Genomic DNA, 22,963 nt, shown 5'->3' on the forward strand with positions numbered 1-22,963 from the left:
TCTGTGTTACTCGACGATCACCCGCGCGCCCGGATAACCCTTGCCGATGATGGCCTCAAGAATCCGGTCGGCATCCTCGACCGATTGCAGGGGGCCGAGGCGCACGCGGTAGAAATACTTGCCGTCGACCTGCCTTGGGTCGATCCGGACCGGTCCTACATCAGCCAGAATCTGTGTCAGCTTGTCTGCATTGTTCGCATTGGTGAAGGCGCCGGCCTGAACGAAGATTTCTGTCTGTTCCGGCTCGGTCTGGACTACGTCCTGGCTTCGGGACTGACGGGCGAGATCAACCGCGCTGCCCTGATCCGCGGGACTGGGCGCCACGGAAACCGGCGGCGGAGGCGGTGTCAGCACGATGGTTCCGGGAATCTTCGACACGCTGCCTTTGGAGACAGCCACACTTGGTGCCGCGGCCGGTGTGGGAACCGGTTCCGTATTCAGGCTGGCAAGTCGAACCGGTTTGCCGGATTTATAGCCTTCCGCAAGCTGGCGGCTTTCCTCGGGAAGAATTTCAACCCTGACCTTCGCTGTCCCCTGGCGTTCGAAACCCAGCAATTGCGCGGAACGTCGTGACATATCGATGATTCGGCCATGCGCGAAGGGGCCCCGGTCATTGACCCGGACCACCAGGGCACGGCCATTCTCCAGATTGGTCACCCGTACCACACTCGGAAGCGGCAGGGTACGATGTGCGGCGGAGACGGCATTCTCGTCGAAAATCTCGCCATTGGCGGTGTCTTTGTTATGGAAATTCGGCCCGTACCAGGAGGCGATTCCTGTCTCTACATATCCGTAGTCAACTTGCGGATAGTACCAGACGCCATTGATCGAATATGGAGAGCCAACCTTGTAGCGACCGTCTGGCCTGTCGCCGGATGTCGCACTCTGAACCTGTTTGGCCGTGTGCACGACGAACTCTGTCTCGGCGCAGGCGGACAGCAGCAGGGCAAGAGTCATGAATGAGAGCGTGGCGAGGGGTTTCATGTCTGTCCTTTTGATCCGATCAGCGCTCTAATTACAACAGGTATGCATTTTCAGTCGTTACCCTACCATATTTCGTAGTCAATTTCGCGGCGAACTATTCACTGCCGATTGCTTCCGCAAGCGTGCCGACCGCCGTCGCGAAGTAGCTGGAGCGGTTCCACTTCAGGATGACCTCGTAGTTCGAATAGGCAAGATACGCCGGTGCCAGTTCGCCGTCTCCCGGGACTACAAGCTGGCTGGTCAGATTGCGGCTCGGCAGCGGTCCGCCATCGCGGCGGGTCACGCCGAGCGCTTCCCATTCGCGCATCGTTTTTGTGATTTTTGAGTCAACCAGCGACTTGTCGAAAGTCGCGGGCAGAAGAACCGCCCGTCCCCAGGTCTCGCTGCTGTTCCAGCCGGACCTGGAGAGATAATTGGCGATGGAGCCAAAGATATCAGCCCTGGTGTTCCAGATATCCTTGTGCCCGTCGCCGTCATAATCGACAGCAAAGTTATGAAAGCTGGACGGCATGAACTGGCTCTGTCCCATGGCGCCGGCCCAGGATCCCTTCATGTCGCCGGGAGCAATATGTCCCTCGTCGAGGATTTTCAGGGCAAGCAGCAGCTCCTTGCGGAAGAAGGCGCTGCGACGCCCGTCATAGGCCAGCGTGGCGAGGGAATCGATAACGGGAAAGCCGCCGGTAACCCGGCCAAAATCGGTCTCAACACCCCAGAGGGCCACGATAAACCGCGGCTGAACTCCGTATTTCGCCGAGACTTCCGTCAGCAGCGCCTTGTTTTCCTGCAACATGGCGCGGCCCTTTTCGATCCGGCTTTTTGGAACGACGCGGGTCAGGTACTGCTCGAATGTCAGGGTGAATTCGGGCTGCTTGCGGTCCAGTTCGATCACGCGGGGAATCGGCGCCGTGCCGGCAAAGGCCTGGTCGAGAATCGATTTGCTGATGCCCTGCATTTCAGCCTCGGCCTTCAATTCGGCCACCCAGGCTTCGAATGGCTGGGGCGCGGCTGCATAAGCAGTGGTGAATGTGCTTGCCGAAAGCAGTCCGGCAAGTATCAGGATTTTTTTCAACATGTCTGCGTGCCCGTGCCCAGCCTGTGGTGCGAAATGCAATGCAGCATGTTGTGGCATAGGGGGCATGCACTCGCAAGAAAGCGCAAAGTGCACATGCAAGCCCTTGAACATAGGGAACTGTTTTCGCGCGGATTAAGGCACGGAAAAACGGCCGCCTCAGCGAATCTGACGCTGGCGACGCCGTGCGCCACCGGAGTTTTTCAAACTTTCCCGCTCAAAGTTAAGCGTCAGCGGAATTCTGTCTGGACAGATTGATCGTGTTAAGTATCCTAATTATCCAAATTGATATTATTTAAGAGAATACAAATGAGACGAGTTCTGCTCACGGGGGCCGGAGGCGGTATCGGAAAACGGATGCGTCCGGCACTCGCCGGGATTTACCCGATTCTGCGTGTAACCGACATGGTTGATTTAGGGGCACCGGGTCTCGGGGAGGAAGTCGAACTGGCCGACCTGACCCGTGCGGAAGATCTGGCGCGGATCGTCGACGGCGTCGACGGGATCATCCATCTCGGCGGCATATCCGTCGAGCAGGACTGGGAGGATATCCTCCGCACCAATATTGACGGGACATACCGGCTCTACGAGGCGGCATACAAGGCGGGTGTGAAGCGGATTGTCTTCGCCAGTTCCAATCACGCCGTCGGTTTCTACCCGAGAGGACAGATCCTGGACGGTTCGGAGCGTCCGCGCCCTGACTGCCGCTATGGTCTCAGCAAGGTTTTCGGCGAGGCGCTGTCGCAGTATTTTGCGGACAATTACGGCCTCGGGATCCTTTCCATCCGGATCGGCTGGTGCTTCGAAAAGCCCGAAACCCAGAGAACACTGGGCTCCTGGGTGAGCATCAGAGACTTGACACAGCTCTGTCGTATCGGTCTCGACACACCTGACCTGCATCACGAAATTGTCTTTGGCATGTCCGACAATTCGCGGACCTGGTGGGACAACAAGACCGCGCGGCGGCTCGGCTACACGCCGGAAGACTCATCGGACGTGTGGGCGACCGAGGTCGATACGTCCGGGGTGCCGGAACCCGGAGACAAGGTCGGACTGGCGGTTCAGGGCGGTCCCTTTGCCAGTAACGGATACAAAGGCGATCCATCCCGCGTCGGAGCGCGCTAGCCGCACCTGAAACGCCGAATTCACTCCCCCGCTTTTGAACCAAACCGTTCAGGAGGACCACCGTGTCTTTATCGCCCCAAGAGCTCAAAGCCCGCATGGCCACGGGCCTGCTGTCCTTTCCGGTCACGCATTTTGACAGCAATCTGGATTTTGCACCGAAACCCTATCAGGAGCACGTGTCCTGGCTTGCGTCCTATGACGCGGCCACGCTGTTTGCCGCTGGCGGAACGGGGGAGTATTTCTCGCTCGGACAGGATGAGTTTCCGGCCATCATCCGGGCCGCCGTCGAAGCCGCGGACGGACGCTGTCCGGTTGTTGCCGGCTGCGGTGTAAATACCGTGCGGGCGATCGCCGATGCACGGGCTGCGGAAGCCGCCGGCGCGGATGGCCTGTTGCTGCTGCCGACCTATCTGATGTCCGGAACGCAGGCCGGTCAGATGGCGCATGTAAAGGCGGTGTGCGATGCGGTCTCCATCGGTGTCGTCGTCTATAACCGGGCGACATCGGTTCTCACTGCGGACAGCATCGCGCGGCTTGCGGATGATTGCCCGAACCTGATCGGCTTCAAGGACGGGGTTGGCGAGATCGATCTTGTGACCCGGATCCGGACCATGCTGGGCGACCGGCTGGTCTATGTCGGCGGGATGCCGACCCACGAGCTTTTTGCCGCAGCCTACGATGCTGCCGGCTTCAGCACCTATTCCTCTGCCGTCTTCAATTTCGTGCCTGAGTTGGCGCTGAAGTTCTTCGACGCCATGAGGTCCGGAGACCGCGTGCTGATGGACGATATCCTGAAGCGGTTCTTCTACCCATTTGCGAATATCCGCGATCGCGTTCCGGGCTACCCGGTCAGTCTGATCAAGGGCGGGTTGCGGGCTGTTGGCCGTGACCCGGGACCGGTGCGGCCGCCGCTGTCAAGCGCCACGGACGCCGATATTGAAGAGCTTTCGGCGGTGATGGAGGCATCTCAAATGGCCGATGCCGCTTAAAAGTAAGACTAATTTTTCATTAGATTGACCAAATTCGAAAAGGAGGCATACTTTTTTTAGGAAACAGACGGCGCATGAAGTGCCGCAATCCGGAAACAGGCACCAACGCAGAAAAATCATACAGGTGGTGCATCGGCCCCGGCGTCACAGCCAGGCCAAATGGGAGGAACAACAATGTCGATAATGCATAAAATCGGGTCAGCCGCTTTTGCAGTCATGCTGACGGCCGGGGTTTCTGTCAGCGCGGACTCAGCCGAGTGGAAAGGCTGGAACATCCACAAGCCCGGATATCCGAATACGGTCGCGATGGACAAGTTCGCGGAGCTTCTGGCGCAGAAGACCGATGGGCGGATCACCCTTAAAATGTTTCATTCCGGCGTCATGGGCAGCCAACCGGACGCCATTGAGCAGCTTCGCATCGGCGGCATGGAAATCGGCAATTTCAATCTCGGACCGATCGGTCCGGTTGCGCCGGAAGCGAACGTCGTGTCCCTGCCGTTCATCTTCAAGGACATGGCGCATATGCACCGGGCCATGGACGGCGCACCGGGAGACCAGATCAGCGCCGGCATGGCAAAGAAGGGAATGGTCGCGCTTGCCTGGTATGATTCCGGCGCGCGCTCATTCTACAACTCAAAACATCCGATCAACACGCCGGCCGATGTCCAGGGCATGAAGGTCCGGGTGATGAACAACGATCTCTATTCCGGAATGATTTCAGCGCTTGGCGGGAACCCGTCTCCGATGGCCTTCTCCGAAGTGTACCAGTCTTTGAAGACCGGGGTGGTCGACGGCGCGGAAAACAACTGGCCGTCCTATGAGTCGACCGGCCATTTCGAGGTTGCGGGCTACTATTCCCTGTCCCAGCACCTGATTATTCCGGAATGCGTCTGCATCAATGCCGATCTCTATAACGGGCTCTCCGATGCGGACAAGGCCGCAGTCAAGGATGCGGCGCGCGAATCAGCCGTCCTGCAGCGCGAGTTGTGGGACAAGCGGGCCGAGGCAAGCCGTCAGATGGTGATGAAAGCCGGGGTCAAGTTCAATGACGTGGCTGACAAGGCAGCGTTCCAGAACGCCATGAAGCCGGTCTTCGATAAGTTCCTGGCGACCAATGAGGAACTGAAGCCGCTCGTCGCAGCAATCCAGGCTACGCAGTAGGTCTCCTGTCCCGTGGCCACCGGAGGAACCACCTGTGTTCCTTCGGTGGCATTTTTTGACATCCGCTTTGCAGCGTGCCGTGCGCGGCATTTTCGAGTCGGGATTTCAGATGACTTCCATGCATTCCAGCGGCGCCGATTCTGGCGCCGGCACGACACGGTTAAATGGAGCGGCGGCTGTGCTCCGTCTCTTCTATCAGGGGCTGGATGGGCTGTGTCGCACCAGCCTGTGGGTCGCCGGGACGTCTATGGTTGTCCTGACCGTGATTTTTGGGTGGCTGGTTTTCGGCCGGTACGTTCTGAATGCGACGCCGACCTGGGTCGAGCAGGTTGCCCTGCTGCTGGTTGTCCTGATTGGTTTCGTCGGAGCGTCGACCGGCGTGCATGAGAGATCGCATCTCGGAGTCTCGTTTTTCCGTGATATGGCACCGCGGCCCGTACAGAGAGCGATGGATTTCCTCGTCTACCTGATCATGGCGGTCTTCGGTTCGGTCATGATGGTGCAGACCTATGTTCTGGTCCTGTTCAAATGGGACACGGAGATCCCCCTCATCAACTTGCCCGAGGGGCTCCGGGCCGTTCCGCTGACATTCTGCGGTGCAGCCTGTCTCATCTATTCGATTGGTCATCTGATCCGGTTCTTCCTGGACCGTGATCCCCCCTCTTCCATTCAGCGCTGACCGGGAAATTTCAATGGGTCTTCTCATTCTGCTCGGCGTATTCGCCGTCTGCGTCGTCATCGGCGTGCCGGTGGCTTTTGCTCTCGCTATCGCTGCGGTGACCGGGTTTTTCGTCGAGGGTCTGCCGCTCGTCATTGCATTCCAGCGGATCATTTCCGGCATCAACGTCTTTTCCCTGATGGCGATCCCGTTTTTCATCTTTGCCGGGGAGTTGATGTTTCACGGCGGCATTGCCATCCGCCTGGTCCGGTTTGCGTCCGCGGCCATTGGCTGGGTGCGTGGCGGGCTCGGTGTGGTGAATGTGTTCTCGTCCATGCTGTTCGGGGGTATTTCAGGATCGGCCGTGGCGGATATATCGGCGCTCGGCTCAATCCTGATTCCGGTGATGAAGGAAAAAGGATACGACGATGATTATGCGGTCAATGTCACGGTAACCTCGTCGATCGCCGGCATCATGGTGCCGCCGTCTCACAACATGATCCTGTTTGCCATCGCGGCCGGCGGCGGCATTTCGATCTCGCAACTCTTCCTGGCCGGCGTCGTTCCCGGTGTCCTCATGTGCGTCTGTCTGGCTGTCTCCGCATATCTGATCGCGGTTCGCCGGGGATATGGCGTCGAGGTGTTTCCGGGGTTTCTCGCCCTCTTCATGAGCTTCATCACCGCCCTGCCCGGCCTGTTCACGGCCGTTATAATCGTTGGCGGCGTTCTCTCGGGCATCTTCACGGTGACGGAATCCGGTGCGTTCGGGACGCTTTACGCGTTCGCGGTCACGCTGATCGTCTATCGGTCCCTGAGCTGGACAGCTTTCAAGACCGCCGTCCTGAACTCGGTTCGCACGACCTCCATGGTGCTGATCCTGGTGGCCTCGGCTTCGGCCTTCGCCTACATGCTGACCTTCTACCAGGTACCGACCCGGATGATCGAATTCATGACCGGCGTGACCGAGAACCCGATCGCCATCCTGTTGATGATCAACGGCATGTTGCTCATCCTTGGCATGATCATGGACATGGCGGCGCTGATCCTGATCTGCACCCCGATCTTTTTGCCAGTCGTGATCTCTCTCGGCATGGATCCGGTGCAGTTCGGCATGATCCTGATGATGAATCTGGGCCTTGGCCTCTGCACCCCGCCGGTCGGCGCCTGTCTGTTCCTTGGATGTGCGGTTGGAAATGTTCCGATCGAGCGCGCCGTGCGGACGATCTGGCCGTTCTATGCGGCCATTTTTGTCGCGCTCATGCTGACCACGTTCATCCCGGCGATTTCTCTGACCCTGCCGCGTCTCATCGCGGGATAAGCTGCTGCAGATCAGGCCCCGCACGGCGGCGGGGCGTAGCCGGTAACACCAGGCTCGCAAACGAAGACGCCGCCGGCTTGGGGCTGGCGGTTTTCGGTGCCGGGGGTGATCAGGCCGCTGCCCATGCTGGTGATATAAAGCTGGTCCAGCCGCGGGCCGCCAAAGGCAAGGCAGGTAGGCTTTTCCACAGGGACGGAAATGGTCCTGTCGACCACTCCGTCAGGCGTCAGCCGGAGGATCTGCCAGCCATCGACACCTGCCATCCAGTAACAGCCCTCGGCGTCCATCGCCGCGCCGTCCGGCCGTCCTGCGGCCGCGTGGGTATCGAAGAAGACGCGCCGGTTCGTCGGAGTCCCGGTATCGACATCATAGTCGAACACCCAGATCGTCCGGATCGGCTTGTAGCTGTCAGAGAGATACATCCGCTTTCCGTCCGGCGAGAAGGCCAGTCCGTTCTGGATATAGAGCCCTTCAAGGACTGTCCGGCAGCTCCGGTCCGGCTCCAGACAGAACAATGTCCCGTCGCCCTGCTCACCCGCGGCGGCATCGCGCGGTCCGGCTTTCGGCATGGTGCCGGCCCAGAAGCGCCCGGCCGTGTCGACGGCGCCGTCATTGAAGCGGTGCGTTGCGCGGCCGGGCGCCATGTCGTTGAGCACGGTGACCGATCCATCGGCCGGGTCGAACGCGCACCAGCCCTCCTCGAGCCCGACGATCGTGCCGCCGGACAGACGCGGCGCGACACAGCCGATGGCGGAGGGCATCTTCCATGTGTCGTTTCGGGCTGCTTCCGGATGAAACCTGTGCAGCGCCGGAGCGGCGATATCGACCCACCAGAGTGCGTTGGCGGATGTATCCCACACCGCCCCCTCACCGAGCGTGGCCCTGGCATCAAGGACGCACTCAACCGCGACATTCATTGCTGTCCCCCGTTGACTGACTCTGCTTGGATGGTGTTGCGCTTCAGGAAGAGAGGGACTTCCGGTACCGCGTTATGCTGCCGCTCAGATGCGCCCGCATGGCCGACCGTGCGCCGTCCGCGTCGCCGGCGGTGATCGCGTCGGCGATCGCCCTGTGCTCGTTATTGACCCGCTCGAGATAGGACCGGTCGATGAGCCGCTCGCGGTCCGGTTCGGACAGGGTACTGCGCGGAATGGCGGCCTTGCCGAGCGACTTCAGGAACGTGGTGAACAACTCGTTGTTTGTGCCCTGGGCGATGGCGATATGGAAGGCGGCATCAACGTCGACGGCCGAGGCGCCGGTCTCCACGGCGCGCTCGAACTGGCTCAGGTTCTCCCTGATCCGGGCATCCTGAGACAGGCTGCGGCGGGTGGCGGCGAGTCCGGCCGCTTCGATCTCGACGGCCATCCGCAGCTCGAGCAGATCAAGGGTGCCATGGACCCCGTCCGGCTGGAACGAGGGCATCGTCTTGTTTCTTGTGCCGTCAGGATCCAGGACAAAAATGCCGGCACCGCGTCTCGGCTCAACCAGTCCGTCCGCCTTCAGGACGGCGACGGCTTCTCGGATGACGGTGCGGCTGACACCAAACTCGGCTTCAAGTTCTTTCTCCGTCGGCAGCCGGTCACCTGCCTTCATCGGCCCCGTTGCGATTTTCGTGCGCAATGCGGCTGTTGTTTCCTGAGTCAGATTACGTCCGGCTTGAACCTTGTAGGGCTTTGACATGGGACCTTGTCGCTTCGGCGAGATATGATTACTGATCCTTACATGTAGGATTAATTCCGGCTATTGATCAAATCCATTTTGGCTCCTTTTGAGAGACCGGCTCCCGCCGGGACGACGTACCGCGCGAGCCAAAACTTCAATCCGCACATAATCGGTTGCTTCCGGGCCGTCCGGGAAATCCGGCAGCGCATGCAGGGCCCAAGGCGCACTGCTGGATGCCGTTCTGTGGCAATCTTTGGCGATAGGGAGCACATGCCGGAATCATCATGTCGTATGCCTGAGACGTTATTCTGTGATTTGAAACGCGTGGACTGGAAGCGGTTCCCGGACTTAGAATGTGTCCTCCTGCCGCCGCAAACGTGAGATTTTTTTTTCTATCTGATGTTCCGTTGCAAGCTATCACTTGGCATGAAATTGATTAGAAGATCACGAGCGTGACCGGTTTCGAGTCTGATACCGGACGCATTCTGCTTGTGGAGGACAATGACGCGGCGCGGGATATCCTGAGCGCGATATTGGTCTCCGCCGGATATCAAACGACGACCGCCACAACGCTTGCCGAGGCGCGGACGCATATCGAGCATGAAGAATTCGATGTGGTCGTGATCGACCTTCAGCTACCGGACGGCAATGGACTTTCACTGATCAATCCGGTCCGGCAGAATTCCAATGCCGGTATTGTTGTCGCAACGGCGAGCGCGGATTTCCGAAATCGCTTGGTTGGGCTTGAGTCCGGCGCGGACGAGTACCTTGAAAAACCGGTCCACCCACGCGAACTGGTCGCCCGCATTCGCAACCTCATGACCCGCCTGGAACAGCGCCGGTCTGTGCCGGAGGCAACACGGTTTGAGTTCGATGGATGGTTTATTGATCTTATCGCCCGGAAGGTGTTTTTCGACAGTGGTGCATCCGAAAACCTGACGGAGTCAGAATTCCGGATCATGGAGGTCCTGGTCAGGAATTGCGGCCATGCGGTGCATCGTGACAGGATTCTGGCAGCCATGGACGAGGACGGCGATGCCACCCCGCGGGCGGTCGACAAAGCCCTCTACCGCACCCGGCTCAAACTCCATGCGCATCTGGGCAGCAAAGCGAACATCATCGAAACGGTCCATGGCGTCGGTTACCGGCTGGTCGCCAGCTTTCGTTAGAGTTCCTGTTCGCCTGCCGTTACTTTTCCTGTCTGGCACTGAACACAGTTGCGGGAGGCGACAAGCTTGCGTATAGACACTCGGCTCCGCCAGTTTGGCGGGATGACGATTGTGACCAATCAGCGTTCGGGGGCAATTCTGCCTGTACTGATCTGGAACGCTATTTGCGGATGGGTGGCCGAGCGGTTGAAGGCACCGGTCTTGAAAACCGGCAGGCGGGAGACCGTCTCGTGGGTTCGAATCCCACCCCATCCGCCACATCGCCTTGTGTTCAGAACCTCATTCTCGAAGAAATAGCGTGGTTTCTGGGACGACGCGCAGAAACCATCTGATTCGGACAATCGCGATCCGCCCGCTCGGCAGGTGAATGTGCGTAAGGAAGCCTTAAACACTGACCACTAAAAACAGCGTCAAGTCAGCGGGGCTATGCCCGCCGCGATGTTGGATCTGTGAGACGGACACGAGCGAATTGATGGAAATCCAAAAAGACATTCTGGTTCCGATTTCTGATCTGGTGCCGCCCGATGCATCGACACTTCATCACCGCTTTCTCGGTCATTGGCTTGCATTGCGTGGCGATCGGGCGATGCCATCCTTTGCCGATCTGGACCCGGTTGATATTCCCTGGGCGCTGGCACACATTTTTGTCGTGGATATTTTGCCCGGGGATGACTTCGTCTATCGGATAACAGGCGACAATCATACGCAACGCTACGGCCGCAATCTGAAAGGCGCACGGATCACTGACATCATGAAAGCCGAGGGCGCTACGGCGATCCTGAAGAGATGGCGGGAGGTGCGGGATAGGCCTGCAGGTTTTTTCGTTGTGACCGACCACATGTCGACTCAGGGTTTCCATGTGCTGGGGGAGCGTATGGTGCTGCCATTTGCCAATGACGGAGTAACCCCGAGCCATCTCGTTGGCATCACCAATTTTGTCAGTGAAACCAGTTTGGCCACCGGTCTCGTGGGAGACCAAAGGGTCCGGCTGTTCAGGTGGTCCCATATAGAACACCCATCGAAAACGGCGGAATAGATGCCTGTCCCATATCTGGCCGTATCGCTGCGTTGACTCCAGCCATGTCGCACCTGAAGCGGTTCGGGCTAGGCTTTTCTGTCCGTTATGCGCTTAAGCACCATGAGCCCTGTTTCCGGAACAGCCGCGACATCGATCTCGTACCGGCATGGCGTCAGCAGCATTGGCGCATATTTTTCAGGATTTGCCCTGATCTCTTCCGGAAAGTAATCATTCACCGCAACCCCGATCCAACGGAATTCAGACCGGCCCAGAATATCCATTCTCCGGTGCATTGCCGCTTCCACACCATGCTTTTCGAGCACCTCTGAAACTGCAAGTTCGCGGTGTGCGAAGCTCGCGAGTTTCAGGCGGACATGCTCGTCGTTGCCGATATAGGAAAAATGCCATCCTGCATGTTTAAGAACGGCCAGGTTGGAATCGAGCCGGTTGTTCAGCATCTTGATTTTCAAGGTAAGCCTGAAATCCCGCAATTTCTGCGGACTGCTTTGTTTGAAGGCATGGCCCCAGGCTGCCACGGGCCAGACAAAGACAGGATCGTCGCCGTCGACTTGCAGATAGTTCAGACGAAGATTGAAATGGGTGAGCTGCAGGCCGACCACATCCACGTCCCGGCGGGTCAGGACCTCTCTGATGGCGGAGGCGCGTGGAATTTCATCCACATCTGAAATGATGACCAGATCGTCGTCCGCGATATTTTTCAGTCCGTAGGAGAGCGCGTTGCGCTGGGCATTTTCCTTGCCCCATGCATCAAGGTTCGGCGGAAACGAGCCGATCTCGATATGAGTGATCCGATCCGACCAGCGCGCGAACCGGGCCTTGTTCTCGTCATAGTGCAGCGGCTTGGCGATGCCACTATGCGCTTCGGCCGCTTCAACCAGGACGAACCGGTCAACGACATCCTCAAGTTCGCGCAGGCGGAGCTCAAGTATGTCGAGCTCGTTATTGAACATGAAACAGTCGTAGACGGTCATTGGCGTTCTCGTAAGCGCGGGCGGGCAGTTTCGCTGCTTAGCGGAACCGCTGGCCGCTGCCAAGCATGGCCATGCTTGAGGCGAAAATTTTTTCCGTGCAGTGTGAAATCCGGCGCGCGGCCGGAAGGCAGATTGCGCACAGTCCTATCGGAGACCATCTCATGCCTCTCAACTGCCAGCGGGAGCTGTTCGATCTGCCGGCCGGGCTCACCTATTTCAATACGGCGAGCCAGTCTCCCTGTCTCAGGACCAGTTTTGCCGCCGGTGAACGTGGGCTCAGGCGCAAGCTCATGCCGTGGATTGCGGAGCGCGCGGCCCTGCCGGGCGAGATGGAGCGCTGCCGGGAATTGTTTGGCGGTTTGCTCGGTGCGCCGGCGGATGATGTGGCGATCGTCTTTTCGACGAGTTACGGAATCGCGTCCGCTGCGGCCAACCTCGCCTTGGCGCCCGGGCAGGACATTCTTGTCCTGGAGGCGCAGTTTCCGTCGAATGTCTATGCTTGGGAGCGGCTGGCGGCGCGTGCCGGTGGTTCCGTCCGGTTTGTGCCGCGCGGTGCGGATTTCGACTGGACCGGGCCGGTTCTGGAAGCGCTGGACGATCGTGTCGGCATCGTTGCGCTGCCGAACTGTCACTGGTGCGACGGGGCGCTCGTCGAGCTGGAGCCTATTGCCGCCGAATGTGTCAGGCGCGGCATACCGCTTGTCGTCGATGCCACCCAGTCGCTCGGTGTGAAGCCGCTGAATCTCGAGACGGTCCCGGCCGATTTCGTCGTCGCTTCCGGTTACAAATGGCTGCTCTGTCCGGACATGATGGGGTTCATGTATGTAGCACCGAAGCACCAGAACGGCATGCCGCTGGAGCTGAACCACGCCTCGCGGACCGGCGCCCCGTCGATGGAGACAGGCAGCGGCCTCGGCGGGTGTCTGAAGCCGAATGCGCGGCGTTTCGACATGGGGGCGGCGGACAGCATGATCCATACGCCCATGTGCGTCACGGCGCTGGAGCAGATCACGGAATGGTCTCCGGCCGCGATACACACCTATCTGACCGGACTCGTGGACGGGATCGCCGACCGCGCACAGGAACGCGGCTTCACCTGCCCGCCGAAAGGCCGGCGCATCGGGCATTTCATCGGTCTCTATCGGGACCAGCCCTGGCCGAAAGATCTCACGGCCCGGCTTGCCGCGCGCGGTGTCCATGTCGTCTTCCGGAACGGCGCGTTGCGGATCAGCCCCTATCTGTTCAACGACGAGGCCGATGTGGATCGCCTGTTCACGGCCCTCGATGCGGAATTGCGCTAGGACCGGCGGAAATCGACCTGGTGGCGCGCGCCGCCGATGCTGACCGTGCTCATTTGCGGTGGCGCTTCGGCGATCACCTGCCCCCTGCGAATGACAAACAGCCGATTCGGTTTAAGCCGGATGGCTTCCATTGCATCGCCCGACTGCAGGATTACCAGATCAGCGTTTGATCCCTTCGAGATGCCGTAGCCTTCCAGCCCCATGGCCTTTGCCGAATTTTCCGTGACGGCGGCAAACATGGCCTTCATCTCGTCCACGCCGGTCATCTGGCCGACATGCACGGCCATGTGCGCGACCTCCAGCATGTCGTGGCTACCGAGGCTGTACCATGGGTCCATCACGCAGTCATGGCCGAGCGCGACATTGATCCCGGCGGCGGTCATTTCCTTCACCCGGGTCATGCCCCGGCGCTTCGGATAGCTGTCGTGCCGGCCCTGCAGAGTGATGTTGATCAACGGGTTCGGGATTGCGTGCATCCGGCTTTCCGCCATCTGCGGCAGCAGCTTCGAGACATAGTAATTGTCCATGGAATGCATGGATGTCAGGTGCGAGCCGGCCACCCTGCCCTCCAGCCCGAGCCGCTTGGTCTCTGCCGTCAGCGTCTCGATATGGCGGGACATCGGATCGTCCGTCTCGTCGCAATGCATGTCGACCCGGAGGCCTCGGTCTGCCGCGATCTTGCAAAGGGCGCGCACCGACCGGGCTCCGTCTTCCATGGTGCGCTCGAAATGCGGGATGCCGCCGACGACGTCGACGCCCTTGTCCAGGGCGCGGGCGAGGTTCTCGGCCGCGCCGGGCGAGCGGAAATAGCCGTCCTGCGGAAAGGCGACAAGCTGGATGTCGATATAGGGCTTCAGCTCTTCCCGCACTTCGATCAGCGCATCCACGTTCAGCAGTCTTGGATCGGACGTGTCGACATGACTGCGGATGGCCAGCGTGCCCTTGGCGATGGACCAGCGTGCCAGTTCCCGCACCCGCTGCTTGATCGCGTCCCCGGTCAGGTGCGGCTTCAGCTCACCCCAGAGCTGGATACCTTCCAGCAGGGTGCCGGACTGGTTCAGCCGCGGCTCGCCGAGGCTGAGGGTCGAATCCAGATGGAAATGTGGGTCGATGAAGGGCGGCGTGACGAGACAGCCGCCGGCATCGATCACCCTGCCCGCATCGCCTGTAACAGTCGGGCCGACCTCGACGATACGGTCGTCCTGAATGGCGATGGACTGGTCCGCACGGCCGTTGGGCAGCGTGGCATTCGTGATCATGATATCGAGCATAAGTCGGGCTTTCGTTAAACGCGGTCGCCGCGCCGGAACGGGACCAGCAGCGCTTTGGGGTAGCTGGCGCGCCGGGACATCACCACCATTGCGGCGATGGAGAGCACGTAGGGCGCCATGAGGAAGAACTGGTAGGGAATCTGCGCGCCTGCAAGCTGCTGGGCACGGACCTGCAAGGCATCGAGCCCGGCGAACAGCAGTGCGCCGAGTAGCGCCTTGCCGGGCCGCCAGGAGGCGAAGATGACCAGCGCGACACAGATCCAGCCGCGGCCGTTGATCATCCCGAAATAAAAGGCGTCGAAAGCGCTCATGGTAATGAAGGCGCCGCCGATGGCCATGAAAGCGCTGCCAACCATGACGGCACCGGTCCGCACCGCCAGCACGTCGATGCCCTGGGATTCGACCGCGACCGGGTTCTCGCCTGCCATGCGTACCGCCAAGCCCAGCGGGGTCCGTTCCAGTACGTACCAGACGGCGGGAACGGAGAGCAGGGCCAGGTAGGTCAGCGGCGTCTGGCTGAACAGCGCCTCGCCGATCACCGGAATATCGGAGAGTCCGGGAATGGCATAGGGCTGGAACGGGACGATCTTCGGCGGCGTTGTCGCGTTCGGCAGCAACATGCGGAAGACATAGTAGCTGAGCGAGGAGGCAAAGAGCGTAATACCGATCCCCGTCACATGTTGCGAGAGCCCGAGATAAACCGTGAAACTCGCGTGAAACAATCCGAACAGCGCGCCGATGAATGCAGCGAAGACGATACCGCCCCACAGATCCCCACCCTGGAAGACCCACATCCATCCGGCCATGGCTCCCATCGTCATGATGCCTTCGATGCCGAGATTGAGCACCCCCGCCCGCTCGCAGATCAACTCGCCGAGCGTACCGAAGATCAGCGGACTGACGATCCGGATCGTGGCGGCCCAGAAGCCGGCGCTGAGGAGAATTTCGAGAAAGTCGCCGGTCATCGCTTCAGCTCCAGCGGATGCGGTAGCGGGTCAGCATGACGCTGACCAGAATGGTCAGGACCGAGAGCCCGACCAGGACGTCCGCGATATAGGTCGGAATATCCGTCGACCGGCTCATCGCGTCGGCGCCGACATAGACGGCGCTGATGAAGAAGGCTGAGAGGATGACGCCGAGCGGATGCAGTTGCGCCAGCATGGCGACGGCAATCCCCGCATAGCCGAAGCCCGGCGAGAGATCGAGGGTGAGGTAGCCCTTCAACCCGGCGACTTCGCTGACCCCGGCGAGACCGGCCAGACCGCCTGAAATCAATGCCGTGCGGATCACCGTGGCATTGACGCCGATACCGGCGAAACCGGCGGCCGAGGCGTTCAGCCCGACAGCACGAATTTCGTAACCCCATATCGTAAAGCGCATCAGGGCCCACGCAAGCACGGCTGCAACCAGTGCAAAGATGAAGCCGAGATGTAGCCGTCCCTTGGCCAGTAGCGGCGGCCAGATACCTTCGTCGACGATCGGGGCCGCCTGTGGCCAGCCGAGGGACATCGGGTCCTTCCAAGGTCCCTCAAGCAGGTAGCCGACCACCAGGAGGATGATGAAGTTCAGCAGCAGGGTGGTTACAACCTCGTCGACCTTCATGTGGGTCTTCAGCAGAACCGGTACGATCAGAACGGCGCCGCCCGCCATGGCGCCGGCCAGCATCAGGATGGGGATCATCAGGTAAGGCGGCAGGGAAATCATGCCTGTGCCGAGGAAGGTGGCGGCAAGAGCACCGCAATAGAGCTGCCCTTCCGCGCCGATATTGTAGAACTTCGCCCTGAAGGCGACGGCGACGGCAAGTCCCGTGAAGATCAGCGGTGTGCTCCGCGTCAGCGTTTCGTTCAGGGCAAAGCGTGAGCCGAGGGACCCTTTCAGCAAGGCCCAGTAGGATGCGAGAACGGGCTCACCCGCCCAGATAATCAGCCCGGCGCCGAGCGCGAGCGATGCCAGAACGGCGAGAACGGGCGCCAGTATCACGCGCCAGAGAGCGATATCCTGCCGGGTTTCAATGCGCATGGGCGGCTTCCGGTTCCTGGCCGGACATCAGCAGCCCGACATCGCCGACCGAGAGGTCGGCCGTGTTCTGCGGCGGTGTCAGGCGACCGTGATACATGACGGCAATCCGGTCGCTGAGGGCAAAAAGCTCGTCAAGGTCCTCGGAGATCAACAGGATGCCGGCGCCGGCAGTACGGGCCTGTAGCAGACGGTTCTGGACATAGGCTATGGCCCCCTCGTCCAGACCGCGCACCGGCTGGTTCGCCAGAATGAATCTGGGTCCCCGCGACAGTACCCGGGCGAGGATGAGCTTCTGCATGTTACCGCCTGACAACAAACGGGTTTCAGCTTCCGGTCCTTCGCAGCGAATATCAAACTCTTCGATCAGGCGCTTGGTCCGCTCAACCGCCCTGCCCTTGTCGATGATGAAGCCGCCGCGGGCAATTTCAGCGCCGCGCCTGTCTTCGCTGATCAGATTTTCCCAGAGCGGCATTTCGCCGACCACGCCGGTTGCATGCCGGTCCTCGGGAATTCGTCCGACGCCGCGCCGAACCAGCTCTGTCGGGTCGGCAACGCCCGTTGCGCCAAGAATCTCGACTGTGCCCCCGTCAACGGCAATGAGGCCGGACAGGAGGTTCGCGAGGGTCCGCTGGCCGTTGCCGGCAACACCGGCAAGGCCGATGATTTCATGTGCCCGGATTTCCAGACTGACATCTTTCAGGCTCTGCGCTTCGCTGTCCGAACGGCATGCGACATGTGTCAATCGCAGAACAGTGTCCCCCGGTGTCATGGCGGTTGCTTTCGGACGGTTAACTTCCGCTCCCACCATCATGTGGGCCAGGCTGGCCCGGTCCGCATCTGACGTCGTGACGGTTCCGGCAACGGCGCCGCGGCGCAGTACCACGACCCGGTCCGTATGACTCAATATCTCGTTCAGTTTGTGGGAAATGAAGATGACCGCCAGCCCTTTGGACGTCAGCTTTCTCAGGGTCTCGAACAGGCTGTCGGATTCCTGCGGGGTCAGAACGGCGGTCGGCTCGTCCAGAATGAGAATGCGGGCATCACGATAGAGCGCTTTGAGAATTTCCACCCGCTGCCGCTCACCGACGGAAAGTGCGCCGACCGGTTTGTCCGGGTCGGCATGGAGGCCATACTCATCGGCCATCCTGGCAATCTTGGCCCGGGCGGCCCCGATATCGCGGCGCCAGGCGAACAGCGGCTCGGTGCCGAGCGTGATGTTCTCCAGCACCGTCAGGTTTTCGGCGAGGGTGAAGTGCTGGTGCACCATGCCGATGCCGGCCTGAATGGCGGCATCTGTCGAACCCGGGGGCAATGGTGCGCCATCGACGAGGATCTCACCCTCCTCAGCCATGTAATGCCCGAAGAGGATGTTCATCAAGGTGGTCTTTCCGGCGCCGTTCTCGCCCAGAAGCGCGAGGACCTCTCCCTGATTGAGGTCGAGCGAAATCGCATCGTTCGCGACCAGCGGCCCGAAACGCTTGGTGATGCCCCTGAAAGATAACAGGGGCATCACGGAGACAGATTTTTCGGTCACGTGCGTGACATCCGGACTGATCAGAACGTGGATTTAGGCTCGTTGTCGTTAATCTCGACCACGAATTCGCCGGACATGATCTTCTTGGAAAGCGCGGCGACCTTGGCTTTCGCGTCCGCCGGGATCTTGTCCTCGAACTCATAATACGGGGCAAGGCTGGCGCCACCCTTCTGCATCATGGTCCATTCCTTGTAGTCCTCAGCCTTGAAACTGCCGGCCTTGACCTGCTCGATGGCGTAATCGATCGCACTTTCCATGTGCCACAAGGCGGAAGTCACGACCACGTCCTTGCCGTTCTCTTCCTTGTTCATGTCGTTGACATTGCCGAAGGCGAGGATGCCTTTCTCGCGGGCTGCATCGACCACGCCGGCACGCTCGGCATAAAGAATGTCCACACCGGATTCGATCTGGGCGAAGGCGGCTTCCTTCGCTTTCGGCGGATCGTACCAGGAACCGATGAAGGTCACCTTGAACTCGATCGCAGGATCGACGGACTTGGCGCCTGCCATGAAGGCGTGGAACAGCCGGTTCACCTCGCCGATCGGATAGCCGCCGACCATGCCGATCTTTTTCGACTTGGTCATGCTGCCGGCGATGATGCCCATCAGGTAGCACGGCTCGTGGATATAGTTGTCAAAGACGGAAAAGTTACTGCCATGCGGCTTGAAGGGATCGCCCATCACGAAGGCGACATTCGGATATTCGTCGGCCACCTTGCGGGCTTCGCGGCTGATGCCGAAAGCTTCGCCGACAATCAGCTGCACACCGCTTTCAGCATATTCCCGCAGCACCCGGATATAGTCGGTATTGGAAACCTTTTCCGAAAAAGAATACTCAATCTTGCCCGCGGCCTTTGCGACCTCAAGAGCCTGATGCAGGCGTGCATCCCATTTCTGCTGGATCGGCTGGGTATAGATACCAGCAACCTTGATCTTGCCTGCTGCGCTGGCGAGGTTCGCCGGCAACATGGAAACGGCGCTGAGAGCGGCCAGTGCAGCCAGAACCTTGCGGCGTGAAAGAAGTGTCATATCAATCCCCCGAGAAGTGAAACAGCGCATGCTCCGGAATCATTCCGGATGCAGGCAGCTGTCCGATGTTTTGCCAAATCCTCCCGTCGCACCCGTGGCATTCTTGTGTGCATTTCCGTTTTTCCGGACCTCCGGTTCCAGCCGGAGATGCGATGCCATCGCGTAAGACAAGTCAATGTCAGCGATTTGCTTCCGGAATGTCAATCGAACCGGGACATGTATGGCCGCCAGAAATGGGATCTGGTCTCAGGCGTTCGGAGTCTGCGGCAGGTCGGCCTTGTCACCGCGGCCGTCCTCTGGTTCCGGAGCGACCAGAGGAATGGTGAGCGTGAATATGGCGCCTTCACCCGGCGTGCTTTCGACCGTCAGGCTGCCGCCGAGAAGATTGGCCGCGGCATTGTAGGAAATATAGAGTCCGAGTCCGGTTCCACCTTGGCCAAACTTGGTCGTGTAGAACGGGTTGAAGACCTTATCGAGGATGTCTCTTGGCATTCCTATTCCGTCATCCTTCACGCTGATCCGAACCATTGCATTGTCCCGTTCCGCAACCTCGATACGGATGGTTCCCCTATCATCGGGGAAAGCATGTTTGGCGGCATTGTCCACCAGGTTGGTAAGGATCTGACCGAGTTCGCCGGGATAACTATCGAGTTCCAGATGGTCGGGAATATCCGCACTCGTGATCAGAACAGCTTTGGGGATGGACGGCTGCAAGGTCACGACAGTACCCGAGACCAGGTCGGCCAGTCGGAATTTGCGGCGGTAGGACGCTGTTCGGTCGACGGCAACCTGTTTGAAATTCGTTACGAGATCGCAGGCGCGCTCCACATTCAAGGTGGCTGCTGACGTGGTTTTCTTTATGCGATCCAGAAAAACCGTCAGATCGGACTTTCGCAGACCTTTTTCCATCCGCGTCTCGAGTTTCTCGATATCGTGTATTTGCGCCGACAGACTGAGCTTGCTGTTGCCGAGCGGTGTGTTCAATTCATGGGCGATACCGGCGACAAGCCGCCCGAGAGCGGCCAGTTTCTCGGCCTCGATCAATTCATTCTGAGCCATTTGCAAGTTGCTCAGCACTTCAGAGAGATCTGCATTGGAAGCAGCCAGATTCCGGGTCCGTTTTCGGACACGGGCCTCAAGCTCGTCGTTCATTTCCTTCAGAGCCTGTTCCCGAGCAACGAGAGCAGCAGCCATTGCCTCAAGGTCACCGGAAAGCTGATTGAACTCCTTGATTGAGCCTGTTGGCCAGGTCTTTGGCTGGCGCCCCGAGGCGACCAATCGGGCGCGCTCAATGACCGATTGCACAGTCCGGGCAATCGTCTGGGCCCAGAGCGGCGCGAGGAGTGCGCCAATAACAGAGGTCGAAACAAACCCTGTGACGATGATGGCGACGAGGTTCTTTATCTTGGAATTATCCATGCCTCTTGGAATTCTGCTGACAAACAACCATCCAAGGGACTCGGAGAACTCCGCCCATGCGAAGAACTTTTGCCCGTCGTAGGCAAGTTCCTCGGGTATGGGCGTACCATTAAATCCCGCCTGGACGATCGGAAGGTGCAGGAGATTATGTCTGCCTGAACGCGTAACCTTGGTATCTGCAACCACCTCGCCGAGACGATCGATAATCCAGAGCTCAAGTTGCCTGTCTGTACGGGAAAATCGACTGACGGAGACGATCTGTTCGAGCGGAACCTCCCCTATCATGAGTCTCTTACTTCCTTTCAGGAGGACAGCCACGTCGACCGTGACATTTCCGGAAATGGAAGACAGTTGAGTCTCACTCCAGGCCTGCTTCTGCGTCTCGGAAACCTCTCGGAAAAGTTTATTTCCGGACATATCGATGCCGATAAGCTCATCTATGTAGTCAGTGCTGTAGTCTTTGACGCTGGCATCAAGCAGCAGGCCCTGCCGGTCGATCAGATAGATGGCGTCGAAGCCGTCGCCGCGGGCCGTCGCCAGCAAAGCATGGATCTCGTGCTCCGGAACGCTATCGACAGCCGCCGCGAGAACCGTCAGCCGGTGTTCAAGCGAGCGCAGATATTCCTCGACGCGCGCTGCCATCTGCGCTGCGGAATCCTTGGCTATCGATCTGTTTTCTTCGGCGATCTGAGGGAAGCGGATGGCAAGCGTCGTAGATCCGACAATGACGAGAGCGACCAGTGGCGTAACGATGAACAGAAGCGAAAGCGCAACTCGCAGAGAAAGGGCTTTTGGGAGCTTCATTTTCGAATGAATTTCCCACTCTCGACGGTGACGAAGACAAGCTGCCTCGCGCTGTCTCCAAAACTGTCGAAACTGACATCCTGCTGCAGGCCTTGGACTGCACCAAGTGCATCCATCGACGATTTCAGTGTTTGATTCCCGGATTGGCTGGCCAGTGCGGAAAACAGGACTGTTGCGGCGTCATAGGCGGCGATGCTGGAGAAACCGGGTGCAGACAGGAACCTCTCTCTGTACGCGTTCCGGAAAGCAACATAGTGAGCCGACAAATCGTACCGGTCGTAGGTCTGCAGAAGAACAAGGCCCTCTATTGCGGCTCCACCAAGTGAGAGGAGGCTTTCCGACGCAGCCCATTCCGCGGCGAGGAGCGGAATCGCACGGTCGCGCTTTCGTATCTGCTGGGTCAGTTGAGCGGCATCGACACCATTGGAGATGAAAATCAAGGCATCCGATCCGGTGTTTAGCAGGTCTTTTGCGACACGCGAAAACTCCCCACCGGCCGCGCTGTCGAACTGGCGCGACGCAACGAGTGCGCCGCCACGTTCGCTGAAAGCCATCTCGAATTCGCTGCCCCAACTTGAGGAAAAGAGCAGGTTTCTACCGTCAAGCGCTGCCGCAACTCTGCGATATCCCGCATCAATGCAGTATCTTGCGTAAGCATCCGCATATTGCCGCGTCGATGACCCTATACGGTAGAAATGATCGTTCTTTCCGACAAAGGCCAGGGAAGAAACAGTTGGACTAATCGTTACAATCCCGGCGTCGTTGATCATCGGAACAATACCGCCGGCAACCACACTAAGATTAGGGCCGATGATCGCTTCAACCCCTTCTGCAATCAAGGACCGTGCGGCCTCTGTGCCACCTCCCACTGTGCCCTTGTCGTCGCGAACGAGGAGCTGGATTTGGCGGCCTTTTATCCCCCCGGCCTGATTCTTTTCCGTGATTGCAAGCTGGACTGCATTCCGTGACGCTATGCCAAGATCGGACGCCCTTCCTTCAAGACCACCGATAAAACCAATCCGGATGACCTCTGGGTCGCCGCAAGCTGCGAGTTGCAACAGAAAGATCATTACCGCAGGCAATGTGAGATATGCTCGCATTTGGCGTTTTCCTCGGGTTCTGATTCATTGAATTTTTCATAGTATGGATAAAATTTAGTAAAGACTTCAGCTTGCTAAGCATCGCTTTCACGGGGATTGTCGACGTGAGACAATTTGGTCATTCCTTAGGGTCAGGGGGCTGTACCCCGTCAGAAGGACAAGACCCGCGACAAGCGCCAGTTTTTGATGGTGCGGTTCAATCCAGAGCATTCACAAAAGCTCCATAGCCACATCTTCGCGCAAAAAAGGATTAAATTTGGTAAGCACGCACGTTATGCGACAAGCACCATTAAAGCTGTCTACCGAGCCCGCTGAATACGATGCTTGTAGGCGTGGCGGGGT

General features: G+C 59.2%; 20 protein-coding genes and 1 tRNA gene. 9 read left to right on the forward strand and 12 right to left on the reverse strand.

Going from position 1 to position 22,963, the window contains the following annotated elements:
* Nucleotides 1-6: 6 nt before the first annotated feature.
* Nucleotides 7-984, reverse strand: coding sequence for a septal ring lytic transglycosylase RlpA family protein (locus RH950_RS12660; protein WP_350057266.1), 978 nt, complete (start codon nt 982-984; stop codon nt 7-9).
* Between the two features lie 94 nt (nt 985-1,078).
* Nucleotides 1,079-2,056 carry a lytic murein transglycosylase gene (locus RH950_RS12665; protein ID WP_350057268.1) on the reverse strand — a complete coding sequence of 326 codons (978 nt, stop codon included), beginning with the start codon at nt 2,054-2,056 and terminating at the stop codon, nt 1,079-1,081.
* Between the two features lie 306 nt (nt 2,057-2,362).
* On the opposite strand from RH950_RS12665, the gene RH950_RS12670 reads away from it, so the two are divergent.
* From RH950_RS12670 to RH950_RS12690, 5 genes are all read left to right on the forward strand, one after another.
* Nucleotides 2,363-3,178: an NAD-dependent epimerase/dehydratase family protein gene (locus tag RH950_RS12670; RefSeq protein WP_350057270.1), complete on the forward strand. Its 816-nt coding sequence runs from the start codon at nt 2,363-2,365 to the stop codon at nt 3,176-3,178.
* A 62-nt stretch (nt 3,179-3,240) separates the two neighbouring features.
* Nucleotides 3,241-4,167, forward strand: a complete 927-nt coding sequence (gene kdgD, locus RH950_RS12675) for a 5-dehydro-4-deoxyglucarate dehydratase (RefSeq protein WP_350057272.1) — start codon at nt 3,241-3,243, stop codon at nt 4,165-4,167.
* 174 nt (nt 4,168-4,341) lie between these two features.
* Nucleotides 4,342-5,328: a TRAP transporter substrate-binding protein gene (locus RH950_RS12680; protein WP_350057274.1), complete on the forward strand. Its 987-nt coding sequence runs from the start codon at nt 4,342-4,344 to the stop codon at nt 5,326-5,328.
* A gap of 178 nt (nt 5,329-5,506) precedes the next feature.
* The gene (locus RH950_RS12685; protein ID WP_350057276.1) at nt 5,507-6,007 is read left to right on the forward strand and encodes a TRAP transporter small permease; all 501 of its coding nucleotides are present in this window, start codon (nt 5,507-5,509) and stop codon (nt 6,005-6,007) included.
* A 13-nt stretch (nt 6,008-6,020) separates the two neighbouring features.
* Nucleotides 6,021-7,304: a TRAP transporter large permease gene (locus RH950_RS12690; RefSeq protein WP_350057278.1), complete on the forward strand. Its 1,284-nt coding sequence runs from the start codon at nt 6,021-6,023 to the stop codon at nt 7,302-7,304.
* Nucleotides 7,305-7,315: 11 nt separating this feature from the next.
* Here RH950_RS12690 and RH950_RS12695 read toward each other — a convergent pair whose 3' ends face one another.
* Entirely contained in the window at nt 7,316-8,221 is a 906-nt protein-coding gene (locus RH950_RS12695) for an SMP-30/gluconolactonase/LRE family protein (RefSeq protein ID WP_350057280.1), read from the reverse strand.
* A 43-nt stretch (nt 8,222-8,264) separates the two neighbouring features.
* Nucleotides 8,265-8,984, reverse strand: a complete 720-nt coding sequence (locus tag RH950_RS12700; RefSeq protein WP_350057282.1) for a FadR/GntR family transcriptional regulator — start codon at nt 8,982-8,984, stop codon at nt 8,265-8,267.
* Nucleotides 8,985-9,418: 434 nt separating this feature from the next.
* Here RH950_RS12700 and RH950_RS12705 point away from each other — a divergent pair, with 434 nt between their 5' ends.
* The 3 genes from RH950_RS12705 to RH950_RS12715 all read left to right on the forward strand — a co-directional run bounded on the left by RH950_RS12705 (nt 9,419) and on the right by RH950_RS12715 (nt 11,171).
* The gene (locus RH950_RS12705) at nt 9,419-10,135 is read left to right on the forward strand and encodes a response regulator transcription factor (protein ID WP_350057284.1); all 717 of its coding nucleotides are present in this window, start codon (nt 9,419-9,421) and stop codon (nt 10,133-10,135) included.
* Nucleotides 10,136-10,303: 168 nt separating this feature from the next.
* Nucleotides 10,304-10,393 (forward strand) — tRNA-Ser (locus RH950_RS12710).
* Nucleotides 10,394-10,607: 214 nt separating this feature from the next.
* On the forward strand, nt 10,608-11,171 hold the full coding sequence (locus RH950_RS12715) for a PAS domain-containing protein (protein ID WP_350057286.1): 564 nt from the start codon (nt 10,608-10,610) through the stop codon (nt 11,169-11,171).
* 68 nt (nt 11,172-11,239) lie between these two features.
* On the opposite strand, the gene RH950_RS12720 is transcribed toward RH950_RS12715, so the two are convergent.
* A complete protein-coding gene (locus RH950_RS12720; protein WP_350057288.1) occupies nt 11,240-12,145 on the reverse strand; it encodes a glycosyltransferase family 17 protein in 906 nt (301 codons plus the stop codon).
* 161 nt (nt 12,146-12,306) lie between these two features.
* Here RH950_RS12720 and RH950_RS12725 point away from each other — a divergent pair, with 161 nt between their 5' ends.
* Nucleotides 12,307-13,446: an aminotransferase class V-fold PLP-dependent enzyme gene (locus RH950_RS12725; protein ID WP_350057290.1), complete on the forward strand. Its 1,140-nt coding sequence runs from the start codon at nt 12,307-12,309 to the stop codon at nt 13,444-13,446.
* On the opposite strand, the gene RH950_RS12730 is transcribed toward RH950_RS12725, so the two are convergent.
* The 7 genes from RH950_RS12730 to RH950_RS12760 all read right to left on the reverse strand — a co-directional run bounded on the left by RH950_RS12730 (nt 13,443) and on the right by RH950_RS12760 (nt 22,621).
* A complete protein-coding gene (locus tag RH950_RS12730; protein WP_350057292.1) occupies nt 13,443-14,717 on the reverse strand; it encodes an amidohydrolase family protein in 1,275 nt (424 codons plus the stop codon). The genes RH950_RS12725 and RH950_RS12730 overlap by 4 nt on opposite strands.
* 14 nt (nt 14,718-14,731) lie before the next feature.
* Nucleotides 14,732-15,682, reverse strand: coding sequence for an ABC transporter permease (locus RH950_RS12735; protein WP_350057294.1), 951 nt, complete (start codon nt 15,680-15,682; stop codon nt 14,732-14,734).
* Nucleotides 15,683-15,686: 4 nt separating this feature from the next.
* On the reverse strand, nt 15,687-16,736 hold the full coding sequence (locus RH950_RS12740) for an ABC transporter permease (protein ID WP_350057296.1): 1,050 nt from the start codon (nt 16,734-16,736) through the stop codon (nt 15,687-15,689).
* A complete protein-coding gene (locus RH950_RS12745; protein WP_350057298.1) occupies nt 16,726-18,270 on the reverse strand; it encodes an ABC transporter ATP-binding protein in 1,545 nt (514 codons plus the stop codon). The genes RH950_RS12740 and RH950_RS12745 overlap by 11 nt, the downstream gene beginning before the upstream one ends.
* Before the next feature lie 20 nt (nt 18,271-18,290).
* The gene (locus tag RH950_RS12750) at nt 18,291-19,298 is read right to left on the reverse strand and encodes a BMP family protein (RefSeq protein ID WP_350057300.1); all 1,008 of its coding nucleotides are present in this window, start codon (nt 19,296-19,298) and stop codon (nt 18,291-18,293) included.
* A gap of 246 nt (nt 19,299-19,544) precedes the next feature.
* Nucleotides 19,545-21,521, reverse strand: coding sequence for a sensor histidine kinase (locus tag RH950_RS12755; protein WP_350057302.1), 1,977 nt, complete (start codon nt 21,519-21,521; stop codon nt 19,545-19,547).
* Nucleotides 21,518-22,621, reverse strand: a complete 1,104-nt coding sequence (locus tag RH950_RS12760) for an ABC transporter substrate-binding protein (RefSeq protein ID WP_350057304.1) — start codon at nt 22,619-22,621, stop codon at nt 21,518-21,520. Before RH950_RS12760 ends, RH950_RS12755 begins: the two co-directional genes overlap by 4 nt.
* Between the last annotated feature and the right edge of the window lie 342 nt (nt 22,622-22,963).

The organism is Nisaea sp., from assembly GCF_040217065.1.
Taxonomy (GTDB): domain Bacteria; phylum Pseudomonadota; class Alphaproteobacteria; order Thalassobaculales; family Thalassobaculaceae; genus Nisaea.

What these genes read in the sequence shown, in the direction of transcription:
- RH950_RS12700 (WP_350057282.1), bottom strand. Translation starts at nt 8,984, where the DNA reads ATGTCAAAGCCCTACAAGGTTCAAGCCGGACGTAATCTGACTCAGGAA.
- RH950_RS12750 (WP_350057300.1), bottom strand. Translation starts at nt 19,298, where the DNA reads ATGACACTTCTTTCACGCCGCAAGGTTCTGGCTGCACTGGCCGCTCTC.
- RH950_RS12760 (WP_350057304.1), bottom strand. Translation starts at nt 22,621, where the DNA reads ATGCGAGCATATCTCACATTGCCTGCGGTAATGATCTTTCTGTTGCAA.
- RH950_RS12720 (WP_350057288.1), bottom strand. Translation starts at nt 12,145, where the DNA reads ATGACCGTCTACGACTGTTTCATGTTCAATAACGAGCTCGACATACTT.
- RH950_RS12690 (WP_350057278.1), top strand. Translation starts at nt 6,021, where the DNA reads ATGGGTCTTCTCATTCTGCTCGGCGTATTCGCCGTCTGCGTCGTCATC.
- RH950_RS12715 (WP_350057286.1), top strand. Translation starts at nt 10,608, where the DNA reads ATGGAAATCCAAAAAGACATTCTGGTTCCGATTTCTGATCTGGTGCCG.
- RH950_RS12665 (WP_350057268.1), bottom strand. Translation starts at nt 2,056, where the DNA reads ATGTTGAAAAAAATCCTGATACTTGCCGGACTGCTTTCGGCAAGCACA.
- RH950_RS12670 (WP_350057270.1), top strand. Translation starts at nt 2,363, where the DNA reads ATGAGACGAGTTCTGCTCACGGGGGCCGGAGGCGGTATCGGAAAACGG.
- RH950_RS12730 (WP_350057292.1), bottom strand. Translation starts at nt 14,717, where the DNA reads ATGCTCGATATCATGATCACGAATGCCACGCTGCCCAACGGCCGTGCG.
- RH950_RS12755 (WP_350057302.1), bottom strand. Translation starts at nt 21,521, where the DNA reads ATGAAGCTCCCAAAAGCCCTTTCTCTGCGAGTTGCGCTTTCGCTTCTG.
- RH950_RS12725 (WP_350057290.1), top strand. Translation starts at nt 12,307, where the DNA reads ATGCCTCTCAACTGCCAGCGGGAGCTGTTCGATCTGCCGGCCGGGCTC.
- RH950_RS12695 (WP_350057280.1), bottom strand. Translation starts at nt 8,221, where the DNA reads ATGAATGTCGCGGTTGAGTGCGTCCTTGATGCCAGGGCCACGCTCGGT.
- RH950_RS12660 (WP_350057266.1), bottom strand. Translation starts at nt 984, where the DNA reads ATGAAACCCCTCGCCACGCTCTCATTCATGACTCTTGCCCTGCTGCTG.
- RH950_RS12740 (WP_350057296.1), bottom strand. Translation starts at nt 16,736, where the DNA reads ATGCGCATTGAAACCCGGCAGGATATCGCTCTCTGGCGCGTGATACTG.
- RH950_RS12680 (WP_350057274.1), top strand. Translation starts at nt 4,342, where the DNA reads ATGTCGATAATGCATAAAATCGGGTCAGCCGCTTTTGCAGTCATGCTG.
- RH950_RS12735 (WP_350057294.1), bottom strand. Translation starts at nt 15,682, where the DNA reads ATGACCGGCGACTTTCTCGAAATTCTCCTCAGCGCCGGCTTCTGGGCC.